Source organism: Bradyrhizobium diversitatis (genome assembly GCF_016031635.1).
Taxonomy (GTDB): domain Bacteria; phylum Pseudomonadota; class Alphaproteobacteria; order Rhizobiales; family Xanthobacteraceae; genus Bradyrhizobium; species Bradyrhizobium diversitatis.
Genome location: NZ_JACEGD010000050.1, coordinates 25,618 through 40,426, shown reverse-complemented (window position 1 = coordinate 40,426; position 14,809 = coordinate 25,618). Strand labels below are relative to the sequence as shown.

The 14,809-nt window shown below is 65.4% G+C and carries 11 protein-coding genes; 4 read left to right on the top strand and 7 right to left on the bottom strand.

All coding sequences use genetic code 11. The features are described 5' to 3' along the window. On the top strand, nucleotides 1-289 hold a 289-nt coding region (locus tag H1B27_RS35610; RefSeq protein WP_197967352.1), incomplete at its 5' end, for a transposase. On the opposite strand, the gene H1B27_RS35605 is transcribed toward H1B27_RS35610, so the two are convergent. Further along, nucleotides 286-453, bottom strand: a complete 168-nt coding sequence (locus H1B27_RS35605) for a hypothetical protein (RefSeq protein WP_197969255.1) — start codon at nucleotides 451-453, stop codon at nucleotides 286-288. The genes H1B27_RS35610 and H1B27_RS35605 overlap by 4 nt on opposite strands. Nucleotides 454-604: 151 nt before the next feature. Here H1B27_RS35605 and H1B27_RS35600 point away from each other — a divergent pair, with 151 nt between their 5' ends. Further along, nucleotides 605-823: a hypothetical protein gene (locus tag H1B27_RS35600; RefSeq protein WP_061880319.1), complete on the top strand. Its 219-nt coding sequence runs from the start codon at nucleotides 605-607 to the stop codon at nucleotides 821-823. 218 nt (nucleotides 824-1,041) lie between these two features. On the opposite strand, the gene H1B27_RS35595 is transcribed toward H1B27_RS35600, so the two are convergent. Beyond that, a complete protein-coding gene (locus H1B27_RS35595; RefSeq protein ID WP_197969254.1) occupies nucleotides 1,042-3,489 on the bottom strand; it encodes an adenylate/guanylate cyclase domain-containing protein in 2,448 nt (815 codons plus the stop codon). A gap of 230 nt (nucleotides 3,490-3,719) precedes the next feature. Further along, a complete protein-coding gene (locus H1B27_RS35590; protein ID WP_197969253.1) occupies nucleotides 3,720-5,786 on the bottom strand; it encodes an AsmA family protein in 2,067 nt (688 codons plus the stop codon). A 230-nt stretch (nucleotides 5,787-6,016) separates the two neighbouring features. Here H1B27_RS35590 and H1B27_RS35585 point away from each other — a divergent pair, with 230 nt between their 5' ends. Continuing rightward, entirely contained in the window at nucleotides 6,017-6,691 is a 675-nt protein-coding gene (locus H1B27_RS35585) for a Crp/Fnr family transcriptional regulator (protein ID WP_197969252.1), read from the top strand. Between the two features lie 94 nt (nucleotides 6,692-6,785). On the opposite strand, the gene H1B27_RS35580 is transcribed toward H1B27_RS35585, so the two are convergent. The 4 genes from H1B27_RS35580 to H1B27_RS35565 all read right to left on the bottom strand — a co-directional run bounded on the left by H1B27_RS35580 (nucleotide 6,786) and on the right by H1B27_RS35565 (nucleotide 13,385). Continuing rightward, entirely contained in the window at nucleotides 6,786-9,935 is a 3,150-nt protein-coding gene (locus H1B27_RS35580) for an efflux RND transporter permease subunit (RefSeq protein ID WP_197969251.1), read from the bottom strand. Further along, on the bottom strand, nucleotides 9,935-10,864 hold the full coding sequence (locus tag H1B27_RS35575) for an RND family efflux transporter (RefSeq protein WP_197969250.1): 930 nt from the start codon (nucleotides 10,862-10,864) through the stop codon (nucleotides 9,935-9,937). The genes H1B27_RS35580 and H1B27_RS35575 overlap by 1 nt, the downstream gene beginning before the upstream one ends. A gap of 172 nt (nucleotides 10,865-11,036) precedes the next feature. Continuing rightward, nucleotides 11,037-11,702: an OmpA family protein gene (locus tag H1B27_RS35570; RefSeq protein ID WP_197969249.1), complete on the bottom strand. Its 666-nt coding sequence runs from the start codon at nucleotides 11,700-11,702 to the stop codon at nucleotides 11,037-11,039. A gap of 144 nt (nucleotides 11,703-11,846) precedes the next feature. Next, nucleotides 11,847-13,385 carry a caspase family protein gene (locus tag H1B27_RS35565; RefSeq protein ID WP_197969248.1) on the bottom strand — a complete coding sequence of 513 codons (1,539 nt, stop codon included), beginning with the start codon at nucleotides 13,383-13,385 and terminating at the stop codon, nucleotides 11,847-11,849. 367 nt (nucleotides 13,386-13,752) lie between these two features. On the opposite strand from H1B27_RS35565, the gene H1B27_RS35560 reads away from it, so the two are divergent. Beyond that, on the top strand, nucleotides 13,753-14,559 hold the full coding sequence (locus H1B27_RS35560; protein WP_197969247.1) for an N-acyl homoserine lactonase family protein: 807 nt from the start codon (nucleotides 13,753-13,755) through the stop codon (nucleotides 14,557-14,559). Nucleotides 14,560-14,809: the final 250 nt, after the last annotated feature.

Here is a 14,809-nt window from a genome sequence, read left to right as displayed (position 1 = left end):
CCGCCGAATCTTCATCTCTGGCCAGAAGCGCGGCGTCTTCGGTGTCATCAAGCGCGAGCTGCGCCGCCGTTCCGCCATCGAACCCATCATCGGACACCTGAAGACCGATGGCCACCTCGGCCGCTGCTACCTCAAAGGCCGCGCCGGCGATGCGGCCAACGTCATCCTCTCAGCCGTCGGCCACAACTTCCGCCGCATCCTCGCCTGGATCAGAGAACTCTTGTGCCTGTTCCTGATCCAGCTCTGGCGCACGCGCGCCTGTCCGGCCCCGCTCAATTCGGCTTCTTAACGGACGACTTTCGATTTCCCGATATCGCGCCGCTGACGTCGGACACGCACACGGCAGCGCTCGCACTGGCGCGCGATCACAACCTCGCCTTCTATGACGCCTTGATCGTCGCCGCGGCGATCGAGGCTGGCTGTGACACGCTCTACAGCGAAGATCTCCAGCATGGCCGCAGCTTCAGTGGGCTCACCATCGTCAATCCGTTTCCCGGGAGCACGCCGTGAACGCCCAAACCCTCGTCGCAAAAGTTTGGAATTTCGCGCACGTGCTGCGTGACCAGGGCGTCTCCTATCAGGCCTATATCTCCTCTTCCTCAAGATGGACGAGGAGCGCGTCACGCAAATTTGGGAAGCCTCAAGGCTGCCCAAAGGTGCGCGCTGGGAGGACATCAAGGACCTCTCTGGTGAGGCGCTGAGTGAGACCTACGCCAAGTCGCTAGAGAAGCTCGTAAAGCAGGGTGGCATCATCGGCGCGATCCTCCTGAAGGCGCAGAGCGATATTCGGGACCCTGCCAAGCTCAAGGGGCTGGTCGGCTGATTGACACCAGTGACGCGAATGCCAGAGACACCTCTGGGACAGGATGAGCCTTGGCCTAAAACCCAATGATGCCATCATGCGAGTGTTTTGCCCGACGTGTCAAAATTTCCGTCCAGCTCACACTCTCGTCACCGCCTACGTCTGACGCTCCGGTAACCCATTGATTTTCCACCCCCCGTCTACTGTGCATGGGGTTGTTTTCGCAGTTTCGTTTGGGGCTACCCCCGCATCCGCGCGACCGTCGCATCCACCACGTTCTCCACCTCCTCGCGCCAGCTCAAAATCTCCATCGCCAGCACGGGGTGATTGAAGCCCTTGAGCTGGAGATCGTCCAGCGCGCGGGCCTCGACCCACGGCTCGACCATGCCGTAGACGCGGCGGCTCACCACGATCTGGTTGGGCTTGGCTTCGCCGCAGAGGCGGGAGGCGAGGTTGGTGACGCTGCCGATCGCGGCATATTCCAGCCGCTGCTCGAAGCCGACCTGGCCGAGCGTTGCATAGCCGAGCGCGATGCCGATGCCGAAGCCGAGGCTGTGCCCGCGGTTGCGCCAGCGCTCGGTCAGCGGGCCGATGGTGTCGCGCATCTCCACCGCCATCTTCACCGCGCGCCTGGTGTGGTCCTCGAACTGGATCGGCGCGTTGAACAGGATCATCACGCCGTCGCCAGCATATTTGTCGAGCGTGCCCTCGTATTTGAAGATCAGCTTGCCGAGCGCGGCGTGATATTCGCGCAGCACGTTCATCGCCTCTTCCGGCTCGGTCGCTTCCGTGAACGCGGTGAAGCCGCGCAGGTCGCAGAACACGACCGTGACCTCGCGGCGCTGGCTGGTGAGCAACCCTTCCGGGCTGTCGGAGGAGGCGATCAGCTGCGCCACCTGCGGCGCCAGGAAGCGCTCGAGCTTGCGGATGCGCTCGATCTCGCCGAGCTGGGTCCTGACGCGCGCCTCCAGCGACTTGTTCCAGTCCTTGAGCTGCTCGGTCTGCTGCTTGAGCTTGTCCGCCTGGGCGCGCACGGTCGTGTTCGCCGCCTCCAGCGCGTGGCTCTTGTGGTCGACCTCGCTGAACAGCCGCGCATTGCGCATCGCCAGCACGGCCTGGTTGGCAAAGGTGCGCATCAATCCGATGACGCTGCCGGCGAACTCGCCGCCGGCGCGGCGCAGCACCACCAGCGCGCCCAGCGTGCCCTGCTGGTCGATCAGCGGCACCACCAGCACCGAATTGAAGCCGGCCGCGAGCGCGACCTCGCGCAGCGGCTGCTCGGCGGCCTCGCCGAGCTCGGCCAGCGCGATCGGCTCGCCGCTGGCGGCGGCATCGCTCAGGATGTCCTCGCCCTGCGCGATGGTGACGTGCGCGCCGTCGGCAGATTTGTCGATGCCGTTGGCCTCGGCCAGGTTGAAGCGGCCAGCCTCGGCGTCGAAGCCGTAGATCAGCACCGCGTCGGCACGGGTGATCTCGATCGCGCGGGCCGCGATCGTCGCAAGCACGGCGTTGAGATCGAGCGAGGAGGCGACCGCGCGGCCGACCTCCTCCAGCACCTTGAGCTCGTGGATCGACTGCGCGAGGTCGCGGGTGCGCTCCTCGACCTTGGTCTCCAGGTTCGAATAGGTCTCCTGGATCTGGTCGGCCATGCGGTTGAACTGCCCGGCGAGGTCCTCCAGCTCGTCGGAGGTGTGCACGTCGATGCGGTGGCTGAAATCGCCTTCGCCGAGCCTGTAGGCGCCGTCGCGCAGCGCCGTGATCGGGATGATCATGCGGCGCGCCAGCAGCGTGCCGGCGAGGATCGCGACCATCAGGCCCATGCCGATCAGCAGCGCGATTCGCACCAGCTGGTCGCGGATCGGCATCAGGGCCTGCGTGCTCGGCTGCTCGAACAGCACGCTCCAGCCGAGCTTCGGCACGATGCTCGCGGCGCTCATCACCGCATGGCCGTTGAAGTCGGTGCCTGACGTGTCCGGCTCGTGGCCGGGCGCGATCGCGGCTGCGACCTGCGGCAGCCTGGAGAGGTCCTTGCCAATCTCGGGTCCTTTCGAGGACGTCGCCAGCACGCGGCCGCGCGGATCGACGACATAGGCAAAGGCCGCCTTGCCGACCTGCGCGTCCGACAGGAAGTCGGAGAGGAAGCTGAGATCGATCTCGGCCACGGTGACGCCGGCGTTGAAGCCGGAATGCGCCACCGAGATCGACATCATCGGCGTCCGGTCGGCGAACCAGGCCGGTGCATAGCTGACGCCGCGGGCGACGGCGTCGGTGAAGCGCATGTCGCGGGAGAGGTCGGCATTGCCGCCGGTCGTGGTCGATTGCCTGGAGACGCGCAACACCTCGCGGCCGTCGCCATTGAGCTGGAACAGCTGGTTGACGTCGGAGACCTGGTGCAGCAGCGACGCATAGTCGGCGCGGCGCTTCTCCAGCGTGTCCTGGCTCGCCCGCGTCACCCAGCTGATCTGGCGGTCGAGCTCGGAGATCGACTGCTCGATCCGCCGGGCGGCTCCTTGCGCCTTGTCCTCCAGCCCGTCGGTCAGCGACGTCCTTGTGGCGCGGTAGGAGATCCAGGTCTCCATCGCCCCGTTGACGGCGAGGACGAACACGACGAGGCCGACGAGGGAGACGACGTATTTGGCGAACAGCCCCCCGCGCAGAGATCGTGTCTTGTCGTTCGCTCCTGCCATCCCGATCCTCTCGCGCCGCCATCGACGCTGCGCGCTACGGGCCGTTCTACCACAATTTGGGCCATGGGGCCGTGGCGCGGCCGGCGGACCGGCCGGCGTGGTTACCCGCTGCGGGTTTCCGGGCCGGTGGAAGGGGAAATTGCCGCAGCCTCATCCCGCTCGGAGGAAGCCGCAGGGGTTGAAGCCGATGCAAGGATCTGCCCGTGATGTCCAGCACGCCAGTCCTTAGGTCAGCGATTGAAGAGCTGCCGCAGCACGTCGTTCATTGGCTGACTGTCCTGCTGCGCCAGCGGCGGGTCCTCCAGCGCGGGCGCCGCAGGCGAGGCCTGCGGCGCTGGCGTGGAGGGCGTTGCCGGCACGCTGCGGCTGCGGCCGGAGCCGGTGCCGGTTGCTGCGCCACTGGAAAGCCCCTGCTGGATCAGATTGCCGATCGCCTCCCCCAGCGGGCCGCCAAGCGGATTGTTCTGCCCCGGCTGCTGGGCTTGCGGATTGGCATTGCCGGGCGCATTGCCGCCGCTTGGCGCGGTGGCGCCACCAAGGCCAAGGTTGCTGCCGAGGCTGCCCAGAATGTTGCCAAGCCCGGCTCCGTCGGGGCCGAACAGGCCCTTGCCCATCTCGCGCAGCTTGGCATAGGCGGCGTCCGGATTGTCCAGCATGCCGGCCATATCAGGATAGATCCGCGGCTGCGACCAGCTGCCCTGGATCATCACGGGGATACCGAAGCCGACCGGCTCGGAGGTGCGGCCCTGGCCTTCGGTCGTCATCACGAGCTTCGGCTCGACGCGAAAGCCCATCATCTTGGTGTCGAGCGCGATGGTGCCGGCGCCGGTGACGCGCACCAGCGGCCCGATCAGATTGAGATCGGTCGTCACCGCCTGGCCCTTGTCGATGCGGAAGGAGGCCAAGAGCTGCGATAGGTCCGTGCTCTGTTCCTGGCCGGGGTCCTGGTTTCCTTGCCAGCCGGACAGCGTGCCCGTCGTCAGCGAGCGGATCATCTGCGCGACGTTGATGCCGCGGATGGCGCCGTCCTGGAAATTGACGAAGGCCGTGCCCTGCATGTTCGCCATCAGCGCGCGCTGACTGTTGCCGGCGCTGCGCAGGGCGAGCTTGGCCTGCAGCTTGCCGTCGATGCGGTCGAATTCGGCAAGGCCCTGCAGCAGCGGCAGCGCGCGCACGCCGACCAGATCGGCATGCATGGCAAAGCTCGGCGCGCCGCTGGTCGCATCCAGGATCACCTCGCCCGAGACCTGGCCGCCATAGGCGCCGAGATTGGAGGTGCCGGCCTTCAGCACGCCGCCGGCGAGCTTGGCGTCGAGCGCCAGCGGCGCGATGCGCGCATCGCCGATCAAGGCTTCGTTCGCGGAGATCCGCAACTGCGCGTCGACATAGTTGAGCCCGGACACGTTGATCGGCGCATCGCTCCAGGGCTGCCCGGCCGTGCCCTGCGGCGATTTCGCCAGCGGCATCGCGAGCCGCTGGAAATCGAGGTCGACCTTGACCAGAGGCTTGCTCGCGATGTCGACCGAAGCCCAGCCGTTGAATGCGCCGTCGCCGAGCCTGCCATTCACGCCGTTGATCATCACCACATCGCGGTTGAGCCGCATCTCGGCGTGGCCGGTGAGCTGGGACTTCAGCACGTCAGGCATGTCGATGGCGAAATCTACCGGCACCGTCGGCCGTTCGGCCGGCGATGCCGGCGCCGTTGCCTTGATGTCGAACTTGGTCGGATGATCACCGACGCGCGCGGTGCCGGTGATATTGACCTTGCGGTCGCGGTCGACGGTCGTGTCGGCGTTGATGGCGCTGATGCGGCCCTCGACGCGATCGCGCAGGCGCGAGAATGCAACTTCGCCGTCGATCACCTTGATGCGGTCGATGGTGGCGCCATTGGTATCGAGCGCGAGCGGCTTCGACGGGGCGCCGGCACTCGGCAGGCGCTCACGCAGCAGCGGCTGGTAGAGCACGGGATGGGTGACGACGAGCTCGCCGATCTCAGGGCGGCCGGACCATATGCTTGCGAGTGACATGTCGGCCTGCACGCTGCCGATCGTCAGGCGCGTGATGCCGCTGCGATCCCTGGGATCGGCAAGGGTGAGGTCGTTCAGGGTGAGGTTCAACGTCGGCCACAGGCTGATCTTCGTGGTGCCGTCGATCGACAGGCGATAGCCGGTCGCGCTCTCGACGCGCGAGGCGATCGTGGAGGTCAGGAAGCCCGAGGGGATTCCCACCATCAGCAGGAGTGCGATCACGATGATGACGGCGGCGAAAGCTCCGCCGGCGAATTTCAATGCTCTCATGTCGACTTTCCAACGACGGATGATCGGCGTCGAATCCGGCAGATGACCCGTCCTTTGCGCCCTTAGTTTATCCCCGGACGGGAAGCGGCTCCAAGCGCGTAAAAATAGTCCGGGGGTGCTGCAAAGTTATGTGACTTATGACACACTTCTCCGGCGCGGTTTTACGCGATCCTGAAGTTGATGGTTTCAAGCGATTTGACAGGAACAGTGACGTTCACAAGGACATTGAAATGAGCAAGCAGGCCGAATTTGCGGTCATCCTGAAGATGAACCCGATGTTCGCCGATCTCGGCGCAGACGAGCTCCAGCGACTGTCCAATCTCTGTCACACCCAGCATTTGGGGAATGGCGAGGTGCTGTTCCAGAAGGGCGATCCCGGGGACGCGCTGTTCGGCGTGCGCCGCGGCCAGGTCCGCATCGAGACCGGCGCCTCCGATGGCAGCCGGCTGACGCTGAATTTCATGGGCCCGGGCGACCTGTTCGGCGAGGTCGCGGTGCTGGACGGCCAGAGCCGCACGGCGGACGCCACTGCGGGCGAGACCAGCGAATTGTTCGTGCTGCGGCGCGAAGATTTCCTCGGCTTCCTCGAGCGCGAGCCAAAGGTCGCGATCAAGATCATCGCTCTGCTGTGCCAGCGCATCCGCTGGCAGAGCGAGCGCATGGAGGAATCCATGCTGCAGCCGCTGCCGGTGCGCCTGGCCCGGCGGCTCTGCGCGCTCGCCGCCGATTTCGGCTCCGAGGTCCACATCTCGCAGGAGCAGCTCGGCGTCTTCGTCGGTGCCGCCCGCGAGAGCGTCAACCGCCAGCTTCAGGCTTGGCGCAAGGAGGCGATTCTCGATCTCCAGCGCGGCCGGATATTGCTGCGGAACATGACCAAGCTGACCGCGATCGCGCGGAACGAGTAGGGGATGTGGCGGCTCGCGGCGTCCGATCTTCCTGCTCGCCGCGCACTCATCATCGCACCCAACCAGCGTCGTCCTCCGTTTGAGACGCGCGGTCCTACTCCGCCGCCGGGTGCACGAAGTTCTTTGGCACGCGGGGCGCCTCCGCTGGAGTCGTTCCGTGGTGATCATCCGTCTCGGCGTCCTCGCTGTGCACGATCAGCCGCTTGGCGAAGCGCCAGATCAGGGCGCCGAAATCGTCCATCACCATGAACATCGCGGGCACGAACACCAGCGACAGGATGGTCGAGAAGATCAGGCCGCCGATCACCGCGAGCGCCATCGGCGAGCGGAACTCGCCGCCGGCGCCGACCGCGAGCGCGCTCGGCATCATGCCCGCGGCCATCGCGATCGTGGTCATCACGATCGGGCGGGCCCGCTTCATGCCGGCGTCGATCATGGCTTCCTCGCGCCGCTTGCCGGCGCGAATGGCTTCGATCGCGAATTCCACCAGCATGATCGCGTTCTTGGTGACGATACCCATCAGCATCAGGATGCCGATCCACACCGGCGTGGTGAGCTGCTTGCCGGTGACGAGCAGCGCGGCGATGGCGCCGCCGATCGAGAGCGGCAGCGAGAACAGGATGGTGATCGGCTGCAGGAAGGTGCCGAACAGCAGCACCAGCACGGCGTAGACCATCATCAGTCCCGCCGTGATCGCGGTCGCGAAGCCGTCGGACAGTTCGTTCAGGCTTTCCGCGTCGCCGGAGGGCGAGACCTTCACGCCCTTCGGCAGGGTCTTCATGACCGGCAGGTCGTAGATCTTCTTGGTGGCGTCGCCGAGCGCGGCGGAGCCGACGAGGTCGGCCGCCACGGTTGCCTGCCGCTCGCGGTCGTAGCGGTTGATGCTGGTCGGACCCTGGTCGAGCTTGACATCGGCGATGACCGAGAGCGGCACGCCGCCCTTCTCGCCGCGCTCGCCGAGCGGCACGCGGAGCTGCTCGAGCGTCTTCAGATTGCCGCGCGCGGCATCCTCGAGCTGCACCCGGATCGGTACCAGGCGATCGCCGACGTCGAATTTGGCGAGCGCAGGGCCGACGTCGCCGATGGTGGCGACACGGATGGTCTGCGACAGGCTTTCGGTGGACACCCCGAGCCGTGCGGCGAGATCGGCGCGCGGTTCGATACGCAGTTCGGGACGCTCCAGCGAGGTCTCCGAGATGACGTTGGCGATGGTGGGAATGCGTTTCATCTGCGTCGCAAGCTCGCTCGCGACGTTGTTGACGATGTTGGGATCGACACCGGTCACCACCAGCGAGATCGCGCGCAGGCCGTTCTCGTCCAGGAACCAGAAGCGAATATCGGGAACGTTCTCCAGCTCCTGGCTGATCGAGAATTCAAGCTCGCGCTGGGTGATGTCGCGGCTGTTCTTGGGCGTGTAGTTGATGATCAGGGCGGCGCGCCGGACTTCCTGGGTCCCCGGCGGCACGCGTCCGCCGTCGACGAAGATGCTCTTGACCTCGGGCCGCTTGCGCAGGCGCGCGACGATGTCCTCGGTGACCTTTTCGGTGTAGGCGAGCTGGGTGCCCGGCGGCAGCTCGAGGGCAAGCAGCGAGCGGGCGCTGTCCTGCGCCGGCAGGAAGCCCTGCGGCAGCAGCGTGATGCTCCAGATCGAGGCGGCAAAGACGCCGAGGCCGATCAGCACCGTGATGAAATAGTGCTTCACCGACCAGGCCACGATCCGGTGATAGGACCGCAAGATGCGGCCGGGCGGCGGTTCCACATGCGTATGGTGCTTGAGGAAGTAGGCTGCCAGAACCGGGGTGACGAAGCGGGCCGCGAGCAGCGAGAAGAACACCTGCACCGAGACGGTGATGCCGAACTGCTTGAAGAACTGTCCGGCAATGCCCGACATGAAGCTCGCCGGTGCGAAGATCGCGATGATGGTCAGCGAGATCGCGATGACCGCGAGGCCGATCTCGTCGGCGGCCTCCAGCGCGGCGCGGTAGGGCGACTTGCCCATGTTCATGTGCCGGACGATGTTCTCGATTTCGACGATGGCATCGTCGACGAGAATGCCGGTCGACAGCGTGATGGCGAGAAAGCTGACGAGGTTCAGCGAGAAGCCGAGCAGGTCCATCGCCCAGAACGCCGGGAAGATCGATAGCGGCAGCGAGATCGCGGCGATGATGGTCGCGCGCAGGTCGCGCAGGAACAGCAGCACGATGACGACGGCGAGGATGGCGCCTTCGAACAGGGTCGAGATCGCCGCGTGGTAGTTGCCGTTGGTGTATTCGACCGAGGTGTCGATCACCTTCAGATCGACGTCGGGATAGGCGGCTTTCAGCGCGTCGATGCGCTTCTGCACGGCTTCGGCCACCTTCACGTCGCTGGCGCCCTTGGAACGCTTGATGCCGAGCGCGACCACCGGCTCGCCATTGAAGCGGGCGAAGGTGCGGCGGTCGGCGATGGTGTCGGTGACGGTGCCGAGATCGTCGAGCCGGACCTCGCCGCCGCCGAACAGCGGGATCATGGTGCCGGCGAGATCGCCCAGCGTCTTGGCGCCTGCAAGCGTGCGGATCGCCTGGTCGTTCTTGCCGATCTCGGCGCGCCCGCCGGCGACGTCGACATTGGTGCCGCGCAGGCTCTGGCTGACATTGACGGCAGTCAGGCCCATGGCCTGCAAGCGATCGGGATCGAGCGAGACCAGGATCTCGCGTTCGACACCGCCGATGCGCTCCACCTGCGCGACCCCGCGTACGCCCTGAAGCGCTCGCTTGACCACGTCGTCGACGAAATAGGAGAGCTGCTCCGGCGTCTTGCCGGGCGAGATCGCGGCATAGGTGACGATCGGAAGGCCGATGACGTCGACGCGCTGGATCAGCGGCTCGGTGACGTTCTGCGGCAGGTTGGAGCGCACGCGCGTCACCGCGTCCTTGACGTCGTTGAGCGCGCGGTCGGTGTTGGTCTCGAGCGCGAACTGGATCGTGGTGACCGACAGGCCGTCGGTGATCGAGGAGGTGATGTGCCTGACGCCCTCGACGCCGGAGACCGCGTCTTCAACCGTCTTGGTGACCTGGGATTCGAGCTCGGCGGGCGCCGCGCCGAACTGCGAGACCGCAACCGAGATCACGGGGATGTCGGCCGAGGGCAGCCGCGTCACCGCAAGCCTGGTGAAGGAGGTCCAGCCGAGAACCAGGAGGATGATCGAAAAGACGACAGACGGCAGCGGATGACGAATAGACCATGCCGAGATATTGAGAGCCATCAGCGTACCCGCGTGCGATCGAGTTCATCGGCGAACATGGTCTTGATCTGGTCGCCATCATGGAGCGAAGAGCCGGCGTCGGCCACGACGATTTCGCCGACCTCGAGCCCTTCCAGGATTTCCGTCGAGGTGTCGGACGACAGTCCGACCCGCACCTTGCGCGTCTCGACGACATTGCCTTTGACGACCTGCACCATCAGATGGTCGATCGCGGTCTTGGGGATCGAGACGCCGCAGCTGCGCTTGGCGTCGATCGAGGCGCGGGCGAAAACGCCGACCTTGAGGGATGGATTGTTGGTGACGCTGATGCGGACGCGCCCGAGCTGGGTCGTGCGGTCGATTTCGGGCGCGACCAGCCGGACGCGTCCGATCAGATCGGGCGCGTCGTCGCGGCTGATGCGCACGGTCGCGCCGGAACTGAGCTTGGACATGTGCACCGCCGGCACCTGGGCGTCGAGTTCGATCTCGTTGTTGACGGCGATGCGGAACATCGGACCGGCCTGCGGCGAGGCCGGCGCGCCGACGATGGTGCGGACCTCGGTGATGAGCCCCGGCGCAGGTGCTCTCAACGAGATCGGGCCTTGTGGGCCGGGTCGCTGCGCCTGCCCCGGAATCTGCGGCGGCGCAGTCAGGCGCGCCAGCTCCTGGTTGTCGGCGACAATGGCGCCTTCGGTGACCAGGAGGTCGGTGACTCTTGAGCCTTCCTGGTCGGCAACGACCACCGCCTCGCGGCGCGGCACGAAGAAGCCGGTCACCCGGACCAGGTCGGAGAAGCAGGCGTTGGTCGACTTCGTCACAATGACGAGCGCCTCGCCCGGCGTCTCCTTCGCTTCGGGGCGATGCCGATGCTCGAACAGATAATAGCCGACGCCGAGCACGGCGACGAACAGCACAGTTCCGGCCGGCTTGAGATATTGAGTCAGATTCATCGCCGGATCATCCTGGCCTGGCTCACGGCCGTCCGTGCGAGGCCCAGACAGAGCGTTTCCCTGAAATAAAGCGTCCCGCAAGGTTGCGGGACGCGCTTTGGAAGCGAGACCTTACACCACATCACGACTGTTCACTGTAAAGGATTACGTCGAGCTCACTTCGTCGATGAGCTCACTTCGACGCGGTAGTCTTGTTTTCCATGTTGACGACCTGCACGCGGCGGTTGACCTCTGCCAGCGGCTGGCTTGGATTCTTGAGCTTGCTCTTGCCATAGCCGACGGTGACGAGATCGGTCGCGGAGATGCTGTATTTCTCGACGAGGTAGCGCTTGATCGAATCGGCGCGACGCTCCGACAGGTCCTGGTTGTAGGCTTCGCCGCCGGCGGCATCGGTGTGGCCGGCGACCACGAAGGTCGAGCCCTTCAGGTCGGGACTGGTCAGCGCCCGGCCGAGCGCTTGCACCGACGGCATCGACTTGGCGCTGATATTGGCGGAGTTGTAGTCGAACGTGATTTCGAGATCGATGTTCGGCTTGTCCTTGACGACTGAAGCGATTTCCTCGCGCTCGGTCGACGACAGCGAGCGTGTCGAGCGGCCGCGCACGGACTGAATCAGCTTGGTCTCCGCCGCGTTCGGCGCGGATTCGGTCTGCGGGCCGATCGAGAGCCCGCGGGTCAAGGGCTTCTTGGCTGGCGGCGCGAGCGCGCGGACGATCTCGTCCTCGGTGACATTCTTGCTGTTGCCGTCATCGCCTGCGTACGCGCGCGGCAATGACAGAGCAGCGCCGACGATGATGATGGACAGGATCGCGGTAAGTCCTTTTGCAGCCGATCTCATAGCCAGTCCCTCCTGCTCAGCCAGCTTGCGTGCTTCCAAATTCCGGCAACAAGCCTCGGAAAAGGCCTCTTGCGGCATCCGCCCATTAGTCTTTCTTGGCCCATCCAAGGTTCGAGGCTTCAACGGCCTCAACTCGAAAAAATATCAACGCACTCCGTAGCTTGCGAATTCCTGAACGATGTTCGGATCCATCGCCTTGGCATTGGCGATGTCCAGCGCCCCTTCCTGGGCCGAGCCGTTGCGTTGCTTGGCAAGGCCCCGTCCGTAGAGCGAAGAGGTCAGGCGCGGGTTGATCTTCAGGGCCGCATCGAAATCGGCGATGGCGTTCTTCACCGCGCCCGACTTGAGGTTGACGAGTCCCCGGCTGTCCAGTGCATCGACGAAGTTCGGCCGAAGCCGCAATGCCTCGTTGCAATCCTTCAGCGCGCCCTGGAGGTCACCGACCACGGTGCGAGTCCAGCAGCGGTTGTTCAGCGCCTCGACGTCCTTCGAATTGATCCGGAGCGTGTCGTCGAAATCCTTGATCGCAAGGTTGTAGGCACCCTTGCTGGCATAGACCTGGCCGCGCCGGTACAGCGCGTTCACGTCGTCCGGATTGGTGGCGATCTTGGCGGTCAGGCCCTTGATCGTGGGATCGTCAGCCAGCGCGGCGGCGCTGGGTCCGCTGTCGGCGCTCGGCGCGAGGCCGGGATCGATCGGTTTCACCGGCGGTGGCGGCGGCGGCAGGGCGGCCTCGATCTGCGGCTTCGGCGCGGGGGGCGGCGCGGGTGCGGAGGCAGCTGGAGCGGCAGGAGCCGGTGCCGCAGCAGTGTCGGCCGGCTTCGGCGCCGGTGCCGGCGGGGCAGGTGGTGCCGGCGGCGGGTTGTTGGCGACGACGGCCGGCGCAGCGGGAGGCGCGGGCGGCGGCGTCGTTGCGGGACGCGATCCGCCGGCGCCCGGAATGAACGAGAAATCTTCGGCCAATGACGAGGAAATCCACGGCACCTGCTCGCCGCGCGAGGCACGGGTGACGCCCATCTTGGTGCGGTTCAGCGTCTCTTCGGCCATCAGGTCGGGAACGCGGATCTCCTTCAACAACTCCTGGACGAACAGGCTGTGGTCGCCACCGGCGTCCGAGACCACCGAGGCCAGCGCCGCCGAATACATCACCAGAGTGCCGTTGGGCGCGATGACCGGGGTCAGGCCGGCCGAGAAGCTGCGGAACCGGCGCTCGAACGGATTGCGCCTGGACGCATCGATCAGCGCGATCTTGACGCCGGCGCCGCGGCTGTTGAGCTCGCCGAGCACGGTCTCGAGGCTGAAACCATCTCGGCGTACGTCGGACTCCGTCCAGATCTGCGCATCGACCGGAAGCAAGTAGCTCTGGCGCGCCGACTGGATGCCGAAACCGCTGAAGAACACCAGCGCCACCGATCCCGGCTTGATCTTGCCGTAGAGCTTGTCGAAGGCGCGGCGCATCGCGTCGCCGGTCAGGTTCTCGCCGACCTCGACCGAGAAGCCGTCCCGCTTGAGCTCATCGGCGACGTCGCGCGCATCGTTGATCGGTTCCTTCAGCGGAGCATCCGCGTCCGGATATTTGGCGTTGCCGATGACCAGCGCAAAGCGGTCGCCGGCCGCAAGCGATGGGGCAGTCGGGACAAGCGAGACGAGCAAGAGCAGAAGAAAAACGAAGCGAATTTTCATAATCAGCGCGGTCCAGCCAAAAAGGCGCCGTTCCAGCTTGCGCCGCGGCGACCTTAACTTACGCTTCCTGCATTATCAAACCGGGGACGGGGGGCGTCAACCGCTTGGAGATTCGGCATTATCGTAGCGATTGACCGCAACGTATGGGCGTGCCGCGAGGGGGATTAGACGGGCTGTCATGACGGTACTCGGCGCGGCCTGGTTCGATCCTATCGGCAGCATGTAAGGGCAACCATGGCGATGAAAATGTGATTGGTCTCACATTGCGGGGCCGGCCCCCGACGCAATGCCCCGTTTGACCTTTCCTGCCGACGATGGCTTGGTGTGCTCGATCGTCCCAGAAGATCCAACTCAGAAAAGCAAGGCCATGGGAAACGTCTACGAAATCTACGCCCTGCGCTACGCGACGATGTCGCCGCGCACCCCCAGCATGAACTTCCTGGCACCCGATCCACATGACAGTGCGGCGCAGGACCTCGACTATTTCGTCTGGCTGATCCGTGGCGGTGGCCGCGACATTCTGGTCGACACCGGTTTCAATGCCGAGGAGGCGAGCGCGCGGGCGCGCAAGCTGACGCTCAACCCGGTCGATGCGCTGGAGCGCTTCGGGGTTGCCGCATCTGCGATTCGCGACGTCATCGTGACGCATCTGCATTACGACCATGCCGGCAATCTCGACCGCTTCCCGAATGCGCGCTTCCATCTCCAGGAGCGCGAGATGGCTTACGCGACGGGACGCTGCATGTGCAACGGACTGTTGCGACATCCGTTCTCGGTCGAACACGTCACGCAGATGGTGCGCCATGTCTATCGCGAGCGCGTCAGCTTCTATTCGGGTGACGGCGAGGTCGCTCCGGGCGTCACCGTGCATCGTGTCGGCGGCCATTCCGACGGCTTGCAGGTGGTCAGAGTCGAAACCGCGCGCGGCCCGGTGGTGCTGGCATCCGATGCCGCGCATTACTACGCCAATCTGCAGCGCAGGAGCCCGTTCCCGATCGTCTACAATGTCGGCGACATGGCGCAGGGGTGGGAGACGATCGAGCGCCTCGCCGGTCACCCCGATAGATACATTCCCGGTCATGATCCGATCGTGACGGAGATCTATCCGCGTGCCAGCGAGAAGGTCGACGCCTGGGCGCTGCATATGCCGCCGACGCGATCGTTTGCGAGATAGCCGCTGAGGCCTGCCCCATGCTCGTCGTCCCGGACAAGCGCGCCCAAAGCGCGCGTAGATCCGGGACCCATAACCCCCAGGGAGGAGTCGTCGCGCGAGCTGGCAACTCCGAGTCTTCGCCAAACATCTCCCTGTGGCTATGGGTCCCGGATCTGCGCTTCGCTCTAGACAACGCTTTGCGTTGTCTAGAGCTCTGCTTGTCCGGGACGACGATTGAGGTTTTGGCCGTCGTCTCATACTCCGCTGTCGT